At 61.3% G+C, this 15678-nt stretch carries 15 protein-coding genes; 8 read left to right on the forward strand and 7 right to left on the reverse strand.

The genetic code is table 11. The features are described from left to right. Window positions 1-96: 96 nt before the first annotated feature. From BHC62_RS18555 to BHC62_RS18580, 6 genes are all read right to left on the reverse strand, one after another. A complete protein-coding gene (locus BHC62_RS18555) occupies window positions 97-2538 on the reverse strand; it encodes a penicillin acylase family protein (RefSeq protein ID WP_070995753.1) in 2442 nt (813 codons plus the stop codon). Window positions 2539-2755: 217 nt separating this feature from the next. Further along, window positions 2756-3400 carry a glutathione S-transferase N-terminal domain-containing protein gene (locus BHC62_RS18560; protein WP_070995754.1) on the reverse strand — a complete coding sequence of 215 codons (645 nt, stop codon included), beginning with the start codon at window positions 3398-3400 and terminating at the stop codon, window positions 2756-2758. Window positions 3401-3573: 173 nt separating this feature from the next. After that, window positions 3574-3774, reverse strand: coding sequence for an SEC-C metal-binding domain-containing protein (locus BHC62_RS18565; protein WP_026136698.1), 201 nt, complete (start codon window positions 3772-3774; stop codon window positions 3574-3576). Next, complete coding sequence (locus tag BHC62_RS18570) at window positions 3771-4262, reverse strand: LEA type 2 family protein (protein ID WP_029297162.1); 492 nt, start codon at window positions 4260-4262, stop codon at window positions 3771-3773. Before BHC62_RS18570 ends, BHC62_RS18565 begins: the two co-directional genes overlap by 4 nt. A gap of 125 nt (window positions 4263-4387) precedes the next feature. Beyond that, complete coding sequence (locus BHC62_RS18575) at window positions 4388-4858, reverse strand: YchJ family protein (RefSeq protein WP_070995755.1); 471 nt, start codon at window positions 4856-4858, stop codon at window positions 4388-4390. Between the two features lie 2 nt (window positions 4859-4860). Beyond that, on the reverse strand, window positions 4861-5358 hold the full coding sequence (locus BHC62_RS18580) for a DUF6231 family protein (RefSeq protein ID WP_029297160.1): 498 nt from the start codon (window positions 5356-5358) through the stop codon (window positions 4861-4863). A gap of 191 nt (window positions 5359-5549) precedes the next feature. Here BHC62_RS18580 and BHC62_RS18585 point away from each other — a divergent pair, with 191 nt between their 5' ends. The 3 genes from BHC62_RS18585 to BHC62_RS18595 all read left to right on the forward strand — a co-directional run bounded on the left by BHC62_RS18585 (window position 5550) and on the right by BHC62_RS18595 (window position 7467). Beyond that, the gene (locus tag BHC62_RS18585; protein WP_070995756.1) at window positions 5550-6245 is read left to right on the forward strand and encodes an OmpA family protein; all 696 of its coding nucleotides are present in this window, start codon (window positions 5550-5552) and stop codon (window positions 6243-6245) included. Between the two features lie 180 nt (window positions 6246-6425). Further along, on the forward strand, window positions 6426-6716 hold the full coding sequence (locus BHC62_RS18590) for a DUF1145 domain-containing protein (protein WP_029297157.1): 291 nt from the start codon (window positions 6426-6428) through the stop codon (window positions 6714-6716). After that, on the forward strand, window positions 6709-7467 hold the full coding sequence (locus tag BHC62_RS18595) for a collagen-like triple helix repeat-containing protein (protein ID WP_070995757.1): 759 nt from the start codon (window positions 6709-6711) through the stop codon (window positions 7465-7467). Before BHC62_RS18590 ends, BHC62_RS18595 begins: the two co-directional genes overlap by 8 nt. Before the next feature lie 108 nt (window positions 7468-7575). Here BHC62_RS18595 and BHC62_RS18600 read toward each other — a convergent pair whose 3' ends face one another. Further along, window positions 7576-8040: a CopD family protein gene (locus BHC62_RS18600; RefSeq protein WP_070995758.1), complete on the reverse strand. Its 465-nt coding sequence runs from the start codon at window positions 8038-8040 to the stop codon at window positions 7576-7578. A gap of 99 nt (window positions 8041-8139) precedes the next feature. Between BHC62_RS18600 and dinG the strand changes: the two genes are divergently transcribed. From dinG to pdxH, 5 genes are all read left to right on the forward strand, one after another. After that, entirely contained in the window at window positions 8140-10284 is a 2145-nt protein-coding gene (gene dinG / locus BHC62_RS18605) for an ATP-dependent DNA helicase DinG (protein ID WP_029297151.1), read from the forward strand. Window positions 10285-10372: 88 nt separating this feature from the next. Next, on the forward strand, window positions 10373-12628 hold the full coding sequence (locus BHC62_RS18610) for a beta-galactosidase (protein WP_143007554.1): 2256 nt from the start codon (window positions 10373-10375) through the stop codon (window positions 12626-12628). 52 nt (window positions 12629-12680) lie between these two features. Continuing rightward, window positions 12681-13826: a serine hydrolase domain-containing protein gene (locus tag BHC62_RS18615; protein ID WP_070995759.1), complete on the forward strand. Its 1146-nt coding sequence runs from the start codon at window positions 12681-12683 to the stop codon at window positions 13824-13826. 139 nt (window positions 13827-13965) lie between these two features. Further along, window positions 13966-14976 (forward strand): OmpA family protein, encoded by a 1011-nt coding sequence (locus BHC62_RS18620; protein ID WP_070995760.1) that lies wholly within the window; start codon window positions 13966-13968, stop codon window positions 14974-14976. A gap of 27 nt (window positions 14977-15003) precedes the next feature. Beyond that, on the forward strand, window positions 15004-15651 hold the full coding sequence (gene pdxH / locus BHC62_RS18625) for a pyridoxamine 5'-phosphate oxidase (protein WP_029297146.1): 648 nt from the start codon (window positions 15004-15006) through the stop codon (window positions 15649-15651). Window positions 15652-15678 lie beyond the last annotated feature (27 nt).

Raw genomic sequence — 15678 nt, forward strand, 5'->3', positions numbered from 1 at the left:
CAAGAGCCCGATATCGGGCGCTACATAGCTTCAGCACCATTGCAGTGCAGCCTGATCATCAATGGCAGGAGCTGGCATGCCAGCTCCTGCATTGGGTTATTTCCCAGGGGTCAGCGTCAATCGGGTCTTGCCGTACGCCTTGTCAAAGTTCTGTGGTTGCATCGGGAAGCTCAAGTACTGCGCCTTGAGCCACGGATCGATGCCATTGGCATAGTACGGGCTGGCAGGGTTGCCGGATTGGCCGATACCGCCCTGGCCCCTCATGGGTTCTACCTGGCCGAAATCCACAATCATGCGCATGGCCTGGACTTGGGTGGTGGCGAAATCCTGCCCCCAGTTGTAGGGCGCAGCGTTCAACGTAGTGTGATCACCACCTGCCGCCAACGGGCCACGCAAGGTTTGACCACTGCTGGTTTTCCAGGTGTAGCTGTGCAGTTTGCCCCATTGCCAGGCCTTGTGATCTGCACCCAACAAGCTGTCGCCGGCGGTGATTGCTGCGACCAGGCTGCGGGCGAGGATCGCCGGTTTGTCTTCTTTTTGCGCCGTGCGCAGGTCGTCCCAGAATGGGCTGTCTTCACGTCCCAACAGATGGTCGGCCTGGGCGGCGTAGGACAGGTTGGCGTTGCTGACAAACGCTTTCCAGGTGGCGCTGGTTTCCGGGCCCAGTTCATCGAGGAAAATCTGCTTGGCGCTTTCCTGCAGGAACAGTTGGTAGATCGCAGCATCGCTCGACGTGGCTGCCAGGCGCCCGTCGAACGCCATCAGTCGGCTCAGGGCCTCCTGGGCCTTGGCCCGATCGGCGGCAGGCAGGGCATCGATCGCCTGTTTCAGTGGCAGAGCCATACCCGGTGCCTGGAACATGCCTTTGAGCTTGGCAGCTAACAGCGTGGTCTGGTCGTACTGCATGGCAATCACGCTACGGCTGTCGTGTTTGCCGTTGCCGGCCAGTTGAGCCAGGCGTTCGCTGCGTTCGGGTGCGGCCCAGGAGTTGGACAGTTGCATGCCATAGCCGTGGGGCACGGTGCGTTGGTTGGCGGTGCCGACCCAACCTTGTGGCGGGTCCTGGTCATAGGGGTGCAGCATCGCGTCGGCGTAGCCATCCCAGTCAAAGCGCCCGTCCCAGCCTGGCGACGGCAGCAGGCCTTCGCCTTCGCGGCGGTTGGGGAAGCGCCCGGTGACCTGCCAGCCAATATTGCTGGCGTCGGCAAACACCATGTTCAGGGGGATGGCACGAATCTCACGGCTGGCGTCCGAGGCTTTTTCCACGTTCTGCGCCCGGGACAGGTCGAAAAATGCATCCAGGCTCTTGTCACCCTTGAAGTCGGCGGTTTGCAGGGCCAGGCCGTAGCCGCTGGTCAGCGACTGGGCGCTGTTGAGCAGCGGCCCGTGGCGGGTTTCGTACACTGTTTCGCGAATCGGTCGCTGGCCCTTGGCGAAGAAGGTTTCGTTACGCACGATGGCCGGCACCCATTTGCCATTGTGCTCGTAGTACAGCGCGCTGCCCTGGCGTCTGACCTTTTCTAGGAACAGGTCCTGGGTATCGCCGGAGACCTGGCTCATGCTCCAGGCCACCTTGCCATTGAAGCCGGATAGCAGCGTAGGTACCCCGGCAATCGACACCCCGGCCGCCTGGTATTTCGGTGCGCGGATTTGTACGAACGTCCACAGGGACGGTGCCTGCATCGGCGTCGACAGGTCGTTCGCCAGCAGGCTGCGGCCACTGCGGCTGCGTTGCGGGGCGATGGCCCAGTTGCTGGCAGTGGAAACCCCAAGGGTGTTGAGGCTGCCCAGGCGCTCGTTGATGCTGGTGAGCGTGGCAAGGCCGGGAATCTGCCCGAGGTTGACGCCCTTGAGCTTGTCGGCTTCCGCCGCAGGCAGAGGTTCGTCCGGGTAGCTTGGGGTCAGCCAGGCGAGTTTGTCGGCGCCGACTTTTTGCGCCAACACCAGGGCGGACAACTCTTCCTGCAGGTTGGCCGACTCACTGAAGTTGAGCAGGCAGAACAGCAGCGCCGAATCCTCCGGCTTCCAGTATTCGGGCTTGTAGCCGCTCTGGGCCAGGTCTGCCGGCAGCTTGTCGCGGTAGCGGAACAGGTAGGCATTGACCCCGCGGGCATACACTTCGAAGAAGCGCTTGAGGCGCGGTGACGAGGCGTTGTATAGCTCGCTGGCGCTTTTCTTGAGGTTTACCGCGCGCATGAAACGGTCGACATCCAGCACATCCGGCCCGGACATTTCTGCCAGGCGGCCCTGGGCCAGCAGGCGCAGGGTGACCATCTGGTTGATCCGATCGCTGGCGTGCACATAACCGAGGGTGAACAGTGCGTCGTGGAAGGTGTTGCTTTCGATCAGCGGCATACCCTGGCTGTTGCGCCGCACGGAGACATTTTGCGCCAGGCCCTTGAGCGGCTGTACGCCGGAAACGGGAGGCAGAGTGTCCTGGCTGTTCAGTGACTGGCAACCGGCCAGGCCCAAGGCACTAGCCACTGCCGCGGCAACGCCGAACCGGGGAAGAAAACGTGAGAGGGCTGGCGAGGCCATGGCAAAGCTCCTGCGGGGGGTAGCGTCAGTAAAGGCGCTACGTTAGTGAGCGCGGCGAACCGACGCAAGCGGGAGGCGATGCTAATTTTTTCAAACACTCACAAACCCCTGTAGGAGCCGGCTCGCCGGCGAAAAACTACCAGGCGCCACGCTTATCCGGGCACTCAGCGTTTTCGTTAACGATCTTCGCCAGCAAGCCGGCTCCTACAGGATACGATCAGGATTTCGGCGGGTTGACCTTCTGTACCAAGTCATAGGCCCGCACCGTCGCCGGGCGTTCCTTGATCAGGTTGAACCAGCGATGCAGGTGGGGGAAGTCTTCCAGGCGCTGGCTCTGCCATTTGTGGGAAACGATCCATGGGTAGATCGCCATATCGGCAATGCTGTAGGCCTCGCCGGCGACGAAGCTGCGATCGGCCAGGCGCCGGTCCAGCACGCCATAGAGGCGCGCGGTTTCATCGACGTAGCGTTTGATGGCGTAGGGGATCTTTTCCGGGGCGAACTGGCTGAAGTGGTGATTCTGCCCGGCCATCGGCCCCAGGCCGCCCATTTGCCAGAACAACCATTGCAGTACTTCCTGGCGAGCGCGCAGGTCCTTGGGCAGGAACTGACCGGTTTTTTCCGCGAGGTACAGCAGGATGGCGCCGGATTCAAACAGGGAAATCGGTGCGCCACCGTCACTCGGCTGCTGATCGACAATCGCCGGAATGCGGTTGTTGGGCGCGATCTTCAGGAAGTCTGGCTTGAACTGGTCGCCCTGGCCAATGTTGATCGGGTGCACCTCGTAGGGCAGGCCGGCTTCTTCCAGGAACAACGAAATCTTGTGACCGTTGGGGGTGGTCCAGTAATACAGGTCGATCATGAAGCTCTCCAGGATTGGTGATGCTTGAACGGGCAGGGCGCCCGATGATGTGCCTGTAGGTATAGGTAATGGTCGACTAGGGAAAATTCAATGAAATATTTGGGTCTATCGATAGAACCGTAGGAGCCGGCTTGCTGGCAAAGACCGACAAGCCTGCGCCTACATAAGGCGTATCAGGCGCCGTGGCACTTCTTGAACTTCTTGGCGCTGCCGCATGGGCATGGGTCGTTGCGGCCCACATCCTTCAGGGCATTGCGCACGGGTTCCTGGTGGGCATGGCCGCAGTTCGGGCCGTGGACATGACCATGGTCGTGATCGTGATGATCGTGATCGTGGTTGCAGTCAGGACCATGGACATGGGGTTGCTGAGTCATTGGTGTCGCTCCGGAATAAAATCGCCGGGGATTATCTCGTCATTGCGCATCACGTGCACGTCGTTACCGATGAATAATCCGGTTTTCAGTTCACCTTCCAGGCGATAGGGGATGGGCCGGTCCGGGTTTTTCAACAGGTCGGCGATTTCCCGCACCTGCGGCCACAGGTTGGTGCGCACCGTGACTTTGAAAAATCCCCGGCCATGGGGCGCAATTGTCAGCCATTCGTTGGACTCGCCTTCGGTCAGTTCCACATCGGCCAGGCTGATCTTGTAGATCAGGCCGCGCACGGTCAGGTCCGAGTCGCCGCGGTTATCCACACGAAAGTGCAGCTTGAATTTCTGTTCCAGCAACTTGGCGCGCACCAACTCCACCTTGACCAGGTGGATCTGCGGTGGCGGCGTGTCATCGGCGAACCAGGACGTGCATCCCGAGAGCCCAACGGCCAGCATCAACAAATAGCTATAGCTTCGTAATCGGCTGACCATGACGCATTCCTTTGTAGGAGCCGGCTTGCCGGCGATGGTCGTCAACGATGACGAGGGCAGTCTGGGTAAATGCGGTGCGCTTGCCTTCTTCGCGAGCAAGCTTGCTCCTACAAAGAAGCGGATTCTTACAGGTAGCTGGAACAGCACTTCTTGAACTTCTGCCCGCTGCCGCACAGGCAGGCATCATTGCGTCCCGCCTTCACCTCCACGGTAGGGTCAATAAAGTACCAGTGCCCATCGTTCTGTACGAAAGACGACTGTTCCCGGTGGCTATGTTCGCCGGTGCTGTCATGCCAGCGCGCGGTAAAGGTGACGAAGGCATGTTCCGGCTGCCCGCCAAACACCTCGGAACTTTCGACCTCCAGGCCCAGCCAGGTGCTTTGCGCGCTCCAGGCTCCGATAGCCTCACGATCCAGGCCGCTGCGTTGTGCCGGTAGCGTAGTCGCCACCAGGTAATCCACCAACCCCAGCACATAGGCGCTGTAGCGTGAGCGCATCAACGCCGTGGCGCAGGGTGCGGGGTGGCCAGAGTGATAATGGCCGCAGCAGGCATCCAGCAGGTTGCCGCTGCCGCAAGGGCAAATGGAGGTGCTCATGGTTACCACCAGTACTTTCCAAAATTTTCCGGGTTGGCCCAGAACCGGGCGTTCAGCCAGTCCGGTACCTGTTTGTATTCAAGCAGATCGTAGGTAAACAGCGTCAGTACCTGATTGTCGCGGCAAAAGTGCTCGCTGGTCTGCAGGGCCAGGGAGAAAAAATCAGTGTCTTTCCAGCCGCAGGCCGCCAGGTCGGCGAGGACGGCTATACGGCTGGCATTGAGGTTGCGCACGCCGCCCAGTAGCTCCAACCCTGCACGTTTTGACAGGTGCTCCAGGCAGTCGACCACCAAGGCCAGGTCAAATCGCTGGGCCGCCAGGTCGGCAGGCAATGGCCCCGGCCCTGCGACGCAGACCACGGTGTCCGGGTGGGCCTGCTTGAACGCATCCAGCGCCGGGAAGTGACCGGCACCCAATACCAGCAGGCGTTTGGGGGCTTGGCGATCAAGCAGGGCAGCGAGTGATTGCTGCGGCGTACGGGAAGAATTACCGGCGGTCATCGAAGATCCTCACATCAGAACCGTGAAGACTAGCCTGCTTGAGCGCGCGGGCCTAGAGCGGGCGGCGGCCTGTCGGCTGGAAAAAGCAGCGTGGGCCAATGAATACGGGGGTGTGGCGCGCTGGCGCGGATGAAAAGAGCGGTCTTTACTCCACCCATCGGCTTGCGGCCGATCCCCTCAGGAGAAATCAAATGAGCATCATGCGGACAGCTCTACCCTTGGTTCTGCTAACCGGAGTATTGACAGGTTGCGCAGGCTTGCAAAAAACCGATTGGCCCACCTGTGCAGCCCTCGGCGGCGTAACCGGTGCCGCGCTGGGCGCCACTGAAAGTTCGTCATGGGCCGGCGGCGGTGCGTTGTTGGTCGGCGGCATGGCCGGCGCCTATTGCTGGGTCCATGGCGACGGTGATGAGGACGGCGACGGTGTACCCGACAGCCGCGACCAATGCCCGGGCACCCCCAAAGGCGTGCAGGTCGATGCCAATGGCTGCCCGCCAGTACCCGAGGCGGTAGTCGTCGAAGAAGTGGTGGTGGTCAAGGAAGAGACCATCGTGATTCGTGACGTGCACTTTGAGTTCGACTCGGCCCGGCTGACGGCGGCTGATAAAACCAAGCTCGACACCGTCGCCGCACGCCTGAAACAGGAGGCGCCGAGTGCTCAACTGCGGGTCAGCGGGCATACCGACAGCGTCGGTAAAGATGCGTACAACCAGAAGCTCTCGGAAAAACGCGCCCATTCGGTGACCGACTACCTGGTCAGCTCCGGCGTGCCCCGCAGCAACTTTGTGTCGGTGACAGGTGCTGGTGAAACCCACCCGGTGGCGGACAACAAAACCGCCGACGGCCGCGCCCTGAACCGCCGCGTGGAAATCCAGATCAACCGCTAGCGCGCTGCACGCCTGCCCCTGGGTGACTCCAGGGGCATTTCTGACGGAAGCTTCAGACAATCCTCGGCGATCTGGTCGCCAAATCGCAGCTATCTCAAGTTTTTTTATCCTTCACTGGCAAATCGCCTGTAGAACTCGTTACTGTGCGCCCAAAGAATAATGTGCAAGGGGGCGTAGGGCATGAAGCTGTTGTTGCGATTGGGGAAGTTGCTGGCGTTGCTGTTCTGGGTCGTTGTGCTGGTCAATCTGTTCAAACCGCTGACCAATCCATTTCATCTGCTGGTCAACCTGGTCGGTATCCTGTTGTTGCTGACCCATCTTCTGGAGTTGGTGTTATTCAACGCCAGCGTCAAACATCGTGCCCACCCTTGGCGTGACCGCCTGCTGATCCTGTTGCTGGGGATGTTCCATATAAAGAGCCTGCCTGCACCTACGGCTGATCAAGACAACAAGGATGGCAATCATGCGTAACGTTTTTCTCCTGGCCCTGCTGGTCAGCCCCATTGCCTTGGCCGAAAGCGTCAGCGTCGAGACCAACTCGTTGCTGCGCTTGCCCAACAGCACCAGCGTGCTGCAGTTGGAACGCCTGGACGTGGCCGACTATGGCACTTTGTTGATTCCGGCGAATATCACCCAGGTCACCGTCGACGAACTGCACCTGGGCCGCGACGCGCGGATCGCCATCGTGCCCAGCGCCTCGGCCCTGCAATTGCAGGTACGGCATGCGCAGTTGGAGCATGGCAGCCAGATCACCTCCCGGGGGGCGCCCGGCACCCATGAAAAACCGGCCAAGCCGGGGCGTGACCTGACGTTGCGAATCAATGCATTGAATGCGCAGCTATTGTCTGTCGATGCCCGGGGTGGCACCGGCGCCCAAGGTTATAGCGGCCTGGATGGCGCCAATGGCGAAGACCCAGGGTGCACCTGGGGTTCGGCCGGGCGTGGCGCCAATGGCGACAACGGCGGCGACGGGCTGCCAGGCGCTGCGGGTGCGGCAGTGCGCATCGAATTGCCACAGGATTATCCGAGCGAGCAGATAAAGGTCTGGGTCGACGGCGGTGCTGGCGGCTTGCCAGGTGTTGCCGGCAAACCGGGCAAGGGCGGGCAGTCCAAGGGGTGCCTGGTGTACCGCGCCGATGGCGGCGAGAAAGGCCGGCCGGGGTTGGAAGGTCAGGCAGGGCCTTCCGGACCTGCCGGCACGGTGACCATCCAACGGCTTTGAGCTATAGGCACTGGCCCCATCGCGGGCAAGCCCGCTCCCACACTTGATTTGTGAACCGATTCAAATGTGGAAGCGGGCTTGCCCGCGATGAGGCCCTGAAGAACACCCTCAGAACATCGGCCGAGCCGAGGCAACCGCCACCACCACCAATCCCACAATCAGATTGATCCCTACCAACTTTCGGATTTTTCCCAGCACCTGCGCGCCCGTCGCCCAGTCCTCGGCCGCCACAGCCGTGCGCAGTTCAGGCAGTTGCAGCGCCTGGATGCGGATAAACAGCGCCGTCATCACTACATACAGCCCCATCATCACCTGCACATAACGCGGTGCGGTTTCAAACCCGTTGAAGCGCAGTTGCAATAGGCCGACGCCACTGATCGGCAAGATCAGCACCGCCACCCAGACCCACACGAAAAAACGCGGAAACACATTCGTCCACAGTTTCAGCCGCGCCGGCCCTTCAAGCGCCGCCACAGCGGCCGGGCGCAGGATCATCCAGGCGAAAAACATACCACCGACCCATACCAGGGCGGCCAATACATGCAGGGTGTAGGCAAGGCTAAAGACGGTCATTGAGGTACTCCGTTCTGCGCGGGATTAATTAGCGGGGTATGATAGCGGCCGATCCGAACCACTGAAAATTTATCCAGCGTTTTTTGCGCCCGACTATCCATGATCAGCACTGAACTCAAAACCACGATCCAGGGCGCCTACTCGCGTTTTCTCGAAGCCAAGAGCTTGAAACCGCGTTACGGCCAGCGCCTGATGATCGCCGAAGTAGCCAAGGTCCTCGGGGATATCGACACCGACGACGAAGGCCGGCGCAGTGGCGACCCCGCGGTCGTGGCCGTCGAGGCCGGCACCGGTACCGGCAAGACCGTAGCCTACAGCCTGGCGGCGATTCCTACTGCCAAGGCCGCCGGCAAGCGCCTGGTGATTGCGACCGCTACCGTGGCCCTGCAGGAGCAGATCGTCTACAAAGACCTGCCCGACCTGATGCGCAACAGCGGCCTGAGCTTCACCTTTGCCCTGGCCAAGGGCCGTGGCCGTTATATGTGCCTGTCCAAACTGGACGTGCTGCTCCAGGAAGGCCACGCGCAAACCGCCACGGCCTCGCTGTTCGAAGAAGAAGGCTTCAAGATCGAAGTCGATGAGGCCAGCCAGAAGCTGTTTACCAGCATGATCGAGAAGCTGGCCGGCAATAAGTGGGATGGTGACCGCGACAGCTGGCCCAATGCCCTGGAAGACGCCGACTGGGCGCGCCTGACCACCGATCATAGCCAGTGCACCAACCGTCACTGCCCCAATTTCGGCCAGTGCGCCTTCTACAAGGCCCGCGAAGGCATGGGCAAGGTTGACGTGATTGTCACCAACCACGACATGGTCCTCGCCGACCTGGCCCTGGGGGGCGGGGCGGTGCTGCCTGACCCGCGTGACACGCTGTACGTGTTCGACGAAGGCCACCACTTGCCGGACAAGGCCATCGGCCACTTCGCCCACTACACGCGCCTGCGGTCCACTGCCGACTGGCTGGAAACCACCGCCAAGAACCTCACCAAGCTGCTGGCCCAGCATCCGCTGCCCGGCGATCTGGGCAAGCTGATCGAACAGGTGCCGGAGCTGGCGCGGGAGATCAAGACCCAGCAACAGTTCATGTTCAGCGCCTGCGAGCAGGTGGCGGACTTCAAGCCCGGCGAAGACGTCGAAGGCCGCGAACGGCCCCGCCATCGCTTTGTCGGCGGGCTGATCCCCGAGCACATGCGCGAGATGGGCGTGGAGCTGAAGAAGGGCTTTTCACGCCTGACTGATCTGTTCACCCGCCTCACCGACTTGCTCAAGGAAGGCATGGACGGCGAGGTCAATATCGGCATTGCCAGCAACCAGGCCGAAGAGTGGTACCCGCTGTTTGGCAGCCTGCTGTCCCGTGCCCAGGGCAACTGGGAGTTGTGGACCGCCTTTACCGTCGAAGACCCGGAAGACAATCCGCCCATGGCTCGCTGGCTGACGCTGTCGGAAAGCGGCGCGTTGTTCGATATCGAAGTCAACGCCAGCCCGATCCTCGCGGCGGAGATGCTGCGGCGCAACCTGTGGAACGTAGCCTACGGCGCCCTTGTGACCTCGGCCACCCTGACCGCCCTCGGTACCTTCGAGCGCTTTCGCATGCGTGCCGGCCTGCCGAAAAAGGCGGTTACCGCGGTGGTGCCCAGCCCGTTCCACCACGCCGACGCCGGTGTGCTGCGGGTGCCGGACCTCAAGGCCGACCCACGGGATGCGCCGGCCCACACCGCAGCAATCATTCGTGACCTGCCATCGCTGGTGGAAGGTTCCAAAGGCACGCTGGTGCTGTTTTCGTCACGCAAACAGATGCAAGACGTGTTCGACGGCCTCGACCGCGACTGGCGCAAACAGGTATTCATCCAGGGCAACCTGTCGAAACAGGAAACCCTGAACAAGCACAAGGCGCGGGTCGATGGTGGGGATTCCAGTGTGCTGTTCGGCCTGGCGAGCTTTGCCGAAGGTGTCGACTTGCCCGGGGCTTACTGCGAACACGTGGTGATCGCCAAGATCCCGTTCTCGGTGCCTGACGATCCGGTCGAGGCCGCGCTGGCCGAATGGATCGAAGCCCGGGGCGGTAACCCGTTCATGGAGATCTCCGTGCCGGATGCCTCGTTGAAGCTGGTCCAGGCCTGTGGCCGCTTGCTGCGTACTGAAGAGGACCGTGGCACCATCACCTTGCTCGACCGCCGATTGGTCACCCAACGCTATGGCAAGGCTATCCTGAATGCCTTGCCGCCTTTCCGGCGCGAAATTTCTTAAGCCACAGTGGGCGAATTCGCCCACTTCGTGGTCTATCTCGTTTATGTCATCAGGCCATTCACCGGCCGATTGGGAGAACCTTGTTCGTATGATTCGCACGCTGCCCGCTCTTTTTGCCCTGCTGTTCGCCACGCCATTGCTGGCCGCACCGGCTGGGCAACAGACGCTGTTCAACTTTGTCCGGCCGGCCGATGTGGTCAAGGTGGCGACCCAGGACGCCAGCCTGCCGCAATACAACGCTGAACAGACCCCGGAAGGCGAAGTGCTGCGCCGCATCACCTTCAACCCGGCGGCGGAGCCAAGCCTGGTGCTCAGCCCGCAGAGCGGCGTGTGGGACTGGTCGCAATCGAGTGCCATGAGCCTGCGCATCCAGAGTGCGATGGATTGGGCACTGACGTTGTACGTCAAGGTACAGAGCAGCGACGGCAAGACCCTGGTCAGCCGTATCGATTTACCGGCGGGGCCTGCGCAAACCCTGCTGGTGCCCCTGCTGGCCAACTCGCCCTTGAGCCAGGGCATGAAGGCCGGGCCGCCGATGCCCATCACTGTGGACGGCCAGCGCGTCATGCTCGCTGGCAGTGCTGGCGAAATCGATCGCAGCCAGGTGGTCTCGGTCACTCTGTCGATGATCAAGCCGGCAGCGCCGCAAAGTATCCTGCTGGAGCGCTTTGGCGTGCAGGACAGTGAGCCGGTGCTCAAGGCCGCCTACAGTGAGCTGGTGGATGCCTATGGGCAGTCCAACCGCGCGCGCTGGCCAGAAAAAGTCAGCAGCGACGAGCAGTTGAAAGCCGCTGCCGCCAAGGAGCAGCAACAACTCAAGGGCTGGCTCGCAGAGCGTGACAAGAGCGCCCTGGACAAGTTTGGCGGCAGCACCAAGGGCCCGGCCTTTGAAGCCAGCGGCTTCTTCCGCACCGAAAAGCGCGACGGGCGCTGGTACCTGGTGACACCGCTGGGGCATCCGTTCTACTCCCTGGGCGTCAACACCGTGAGCCCGGACAATAGCCAGACTTATGTTGCGGGACGCGAATGGATGTTTGGCGCACTGCCCAAGGCGGGCGAGCCCTTCGACAAGTATTACGGCAGCGGTGACAACCGTGGCGGCAATGGCGCCGATGCAGGGCGCGGTTTCAATGTGGGGCGCTGGTACAACTTCTACGGTGCCAACCTGCAACGCACCTACGGCCAGGCGTGTGACCCGGCGGCCGAGGCGCAGCCCTGCACGGCCCCAGGTTTTGACCAGGCCCGCTGGACCGGCCACACCCTGGACCGCCTGCAAGCCTGGGGTTTCAACACGATCGGCAACTGGAGCACCCCGCACTTGGGTGACGCTCGTCGCGTGCCTTACACCTTGCCTCTGTCGATCATTGGCGACTACACCAGTATCAGCACCGGTATCGACTGGTGGGGTGGCATGCCCGATCCGTTCGACCCGCGCTTTGCCATGGCCACTGAGCGGGCCGTGGCGATCGCCACCCGCGACCATCGCGACGACCCCTGGTTGATTGGCTTCTTTGCCGATAACGAACTGGCATGGGCCGGTCCCGGCGATGATGCGAAATCCCGCTACGCCCTGGCCTACGGCACTCTGCGCATGACTACGGATGTGCCGGCCAAGCGCGCGTTCCTCAAGCAATTGCGCGACAAGTACCGCAACGAAGATGGCCTTTCCAAAGCCTGGGGTATCCAGTTGGCTGGCTGGGAGTTGATGGAAGATCCAGGCTTCGAGCCGCCGGTTCCCAACGCCGAGCATCCGGAAATCGAGGCTGATTTCCAATACTTCCAGAAGACCTTCGCCGATGCCTACTTCAAGACCATCTCCGATGCGCTTAAATGGCATGCGCCCAACCAGTTGCTGCTGGGTGGCCGCTATGCGGTCAGCACCCCGGAGGCGGTGGCGTCCTGCGCCCAGTATTGCGATGTGTTGAGCTTCAACATGTACACCCTCAAGCCCCAGGACGGTTACGACTTTGCGGCGCTGCGCGCATTGGACAAGCCGGTGCTGATCAGCGAGTTCAACTTCGGCTCGGCCGACCGTGGCCCGTTCTGGGGTGGGGTCACGCAATTGGCACGGGAGGAGGCGCGCGGCCCGGCTTATGCGACCTTCCTCAAGCAGGCCATGGCCGAGCCGTCGATTGTCGGCGTGCACTGGTTCCAGTACCTCGACCAGCCAGTGACCGGGCGTTTGCTGGACGGTGAAAACGGTCACTTCGGTCTGGTGGGGATCACCGATGTGCCGTTCCAGGGCTTTGTCGACAGTGTGCGTAAAAGCAACCTGGCGGCGATCCAGCAGTTGGCCCAGGAAGCCGAAAAAGCCCAGGCTGCAACGGGTTCCCAAACCCAGTAATGACTGGAACAATGGGCGCCACTTAACGTAGGTCTTTTCCGGGGGGATTCAGGTGGAGATTCAGGGTCATTACGAACTTCAATTCGAAGCAGTGCGTGAAGCCTTCGCCGCATTGTTTGACGACCCTCAGGAGCGCGGCGCTGCGCTGTGTGTGCAGATTGGCGGCGAAACCGTCGTCGATCTGTGGGCCGGTACCGCCGACAAGGACGGTGCCGAGGCCTGGCACAGCGACACCATCGCCAACCTGTTCTCCTGCACCAAGACCTTTACCGCTGTCACGGCCTTGCAACTGGTTGCCGAAGGCAAATTGCAACTGGACGTCCCCGTGGCCAACTACTGGCCTGAATTCGCGGCGGCGGGCAAGGAAAGCATCACCTTGCGCCAACTGCTGTGCCATAAGGCCGGGTTGCCAGCGTTGCGTGAGACGTTGCCCGCCGAAGCCCTGTATGACTGGCCGTTGATGACGGCGGCCCTGGCCGCCGAGGCTCCCTGGTGGACCCCCGGGGAAGGCCATGGCTACGCCGCCATCACCTATGGGTGGCTGGTTGGGGAACTGCTGCGCCGCGCCGATGGGCGTGGGCCGGGGGAGTCGATCGTGGCCCGGGTTGCCCGCCCGTTGGGCTTGGACTTTCACGTCGGGCTGGCGGACGAAGAGTTTTATCGTGTCGCGCACATTGCCAGGGGCAAAGGCAATATGGGGGATGAGGCGGCCCAGCGGCTATTGCAGGTCACCCTGCGTGAGCCCGAGGCAATGAGCACCCGGGCGTTTACCAATCCGCCTTCTATACTAACCAGCACTAACAAACCCGAGTGGCGTCGTATGCAGCAGCCTGCGGCAAATGGGCATGGCAATGCGCGCAGTTTGGCCGGGTTTTATAGTGGTTTGTTGGACGGAAGTTTGTTGGAAGCCGATATGCTTGAACAGCTGACCCGCGAGCACAGTATCGGGCCGGATAAAACCTTATTGACCCAAACCCGCTTTGGCCTGGGTTGCATGTTGGATCAGCCGGATGTGCCCAATGCCACGTTCGGCCTTGGCCCGCGTGCATTTGGGCATCCTGGGGCGGGTGGTTCCGTGGGCTTTGCTGACCCGGAACATGATGTAGCATTTGGTTTCGTGACCAATACTCTAGGTCCGTATGTACTTATGGACCCACGCGCGCAAAAGTTGGTAAGAATATTGGCCGGTTGTCTGTAAATTGCTTGCCGTCCGGCGTTTTTTTGTTAAAAAGGCACCTACAAAAGGCGCTTGAAAAGTATTGTTACTTTAAACTTCGTGAAGCGTCTGTTTAACGGGTCATCCAGACCCCTGTGTTTTCTCATTTTGTGGATATCTCATGTTATCGAACAAGTCCTTGGCACTGGCGCTCTGCCTAACTATTACTGGCTGTGCACAAACTCCACAAAATGATGCGTCTGGCGAGCATTGGTGGTCATTCGGGTTCGACAAGTCGGCGACCAAGGACGTTACTGCCAAAGCCGATGCCAAGGCGGCTGACGCCAAGGCCGATCTTAAGGCCGACCTGCAGGCGGCAACGCCGGCTCCATCTGCGGCCCCGGTAGTCGCCAAGACTGAAACCGACACCAAATGGTGGTGGCCGTTTGAAAGCAAGCCAAAACCCCTAAGCAAAGTCGATGTGACCAACATCCCGATGCCAGACCCGAAAATCACCCAGGCCTGGTTGGACGACTACGAGCCGCGCCTGCGCGCCGCGATCAAGGACAGTAACCTGCAACTGGAGCGTCGCGACAACGTTCTGGTGGTGATAGCCCCGGTCGATGGCTCCTACAACCCGAAACGCCCGGCGATGTTGCTGCCAGTGACCCTGGGTCCGTTCACCCGTGTGGCCAAGGCCGTTGAAAGCGATCCAAAGACCGCCGTGCTGGTGCTTGGTCATATCGACACCGTGCAGAACCAGCCCCTGACCAAAGAGCGTGCCCAGTCCATCGCGTCGATCTTCAGCCTCAGTGGCTTGAAGCAGGACCGCTTGATGTTGCGTGGCATGGGTGACCTGATGCCCCGCGCTGCCAATGACAGCACCCAGGGCCGTGCCCTGAACCGTCGCATGGAAATCATGTTCACCCAGCGCACCACCATGCTGGCACTGCTGAGCAAGTACAACTCGCCAAACCCGCCGAAGCCTGAAATGGTTGCGGTACAGGACGTGGTTGCCCCAGCGCCGGTCGCCAAGAAAGCGGTTGCCGCCAAGAAAGCACCTGCCAAGAAGGCCGCCGCCAAGCCAGCCGCGAAAAAAGCGGCCGCCAAGCCAGCAGCCAAAAAGCCAGCTGCTGCCAAGGCTGCAACGCCAGCGAAAAAGGTAGCTGCAAACGACCAGGCGAAAAACTGAGCAGTTGAGCAAGAAGGATAAAGCTGCATGACCCAGGCACTGGCTGATATGCGCCGTGACTACACACGGGACGGTTTGAGCGAAGCCCAGGCCCCGGCCGAGCCGTTTGCCTTGTTCCACCAGTGGTTCAACGACGCGGTCAAGACCGAGCAACCGCCGGTCGAGGCCAATGCCATGACCCTGGCGACCGTCGACCAGGAGGGCCGGCCTCACTGCCGCGTCCTGCTGCTCAAGGGGCTGGATGCTCAGGGCTTTACCTTCTTCACCAACTACCAGAGCGCCAAGGGCCAGCAAATGGCAGCCCGCCCGTTTGCTGCCATGACCTTCTTCTGGCCGACCCTGGAGCGCCAGGTGCGTATCGAGGGTCGGGTGGTCAAGGTCACGCCCGAGGAGTCGGACGCCTACTATCAAGTGCGCCCACTGGGCAGCCGTATCGGCGCCTGGGCTTCCCCGCAAAGCCAGGTGATCCGCGATCGCCAGCAGTTGCAGGACCTGCTCACGCTGACCGAACAGCGTTTCAGCGAGACCCAGCCCGATTGCCCGGAGCACTGGGGGGGGTATCGCCTGCTGCCGGAGCGCATCGAGTTCTGGCAGGGCAGGGCGAGTCGCCTGCATGATCGCTTGAACTATCGTTTGCAGGGTGCCGACTGGACACGCGAGCGATTGGCACCCTGAAAACGTCATACTTGTAGGAGCCGGCTA

It is taken from the genome of Pseudomonas sp. 06C 126 (genome assembly GCF_001855215.1).
Classification (GTDB): Bacteria; Pseudomonadota; Gammaproteobacteria; order Pseudomonadales; family Pseudomonadaceae; genus Aquipseudomonas; species Aquipseudomonas proteolytica.

What these genes read in the sequence shown, in the direction of transcription:
- BHC62_RS18585 (WP_070995756.1), top strand. Translation starts at nt 5,550, where the DNA reads ATGAGCATCATGCGGACAGCTCTACCCTTGGTTCTGCTAACCGGAGTA.
- BHC62_RS18620 (WP_070995760.1), top strand. Translation starts at nt 13,966, where the DNA reads ATGTTATCGAACAAGTCCTTGGCACTGGCGCTCTGCCTAACTATTACT.
- BHC62_RS18575 (WP_070995755.1), bottom strand. Translation starts at nt 4,858, where the DNA reads ATGAGCACCTCCATTTGCCCTTGCGGCAGCGGCAACCTGCTGGATGCC.
- BHC62_RS18565 (WP_026136698.1), bottom strand. Translation starts at nt 3,774, where the DNA reads ATGACTCAGCAACCCCATGTCCATGGTCCTGACTGCAACCACGATCAC.
- BHC62_RS18600 (WP_070995758.1), bottom strand. Translation starts at nt 8,040, where the DNA reads ATGACCGTCTTTAGCCTTGCCTACACCCTGCATGTATTGGCCGCCCTG.
- BHC62_RS18595 (WP_070995757.1), top strand. Translation starts at nt 6,709, where the DNA reads ATGCGTAACGTTTTTCTCCTGGCCCTGCTGGTCAGCCCCATTGCCTTG.
- dinG (WP_029297151.1), top strand. Translation starts at nt 8,140, where the DNA reads ATGATCAGCACTGAACTCAAAACCACGATCCAGGGCGCCTACTCGCGT.
- BHC62_RS18610 (WP_143007554.1), top strand. Translation starts at nt 10,373, where the DNA reads ATGATTCGCACGCTGCCCGCTCTTTTTGCCCTGCTGTTCGCCACGCCA.
- pdxH (WP_029297146.1), top strand. Translation starts at nt 15,004, where the DNA reads ATGACCCAGGCACTGGCTGATATGCGCCGTGACTACACACGGGACGGT.
- BHC62_RS18570 (WP_029297162.1), bottom strand. Translation starts at nt 4,262, where the DNA reads ATGGTCAGCCGATTACGAAGCTATAGCTATTTGTTGATGCTGGCCGTT.
- BHC62_RS18580 (WP_029297160.1), bottom strand. Translation starts at nt 5,358, where the DNA reads ATGACCGCCGGTAATTCTTCCCGTACGCCGCAGCAATCACTCGCTGCC.
- BHC62_RS18560 (WP_070995754.1), bottom strand. Translation starts at nt 3,400, where the DNA reads ATGATCGACCTGTATTACTGGACCACCCCCAACGGTCACAAGATTTCG.
- BHC62_RS18590 (WP_029297157.1), top strand. Translation starts at nt 6,426, where the DNA reads ATGAAGCTGTTGTTGCGATTGGGGAAGTTGCTGGCGTTGCTGTTCTGG.
- BHC62_RS18555 (WP_070995753.1), bottom strand. Translation starts at nt 2,538, where the DNA reads ATGGCCTCGCCAGCCCTCTCACGTTTTCTTCCCCGGTTCGGCGTTGCC.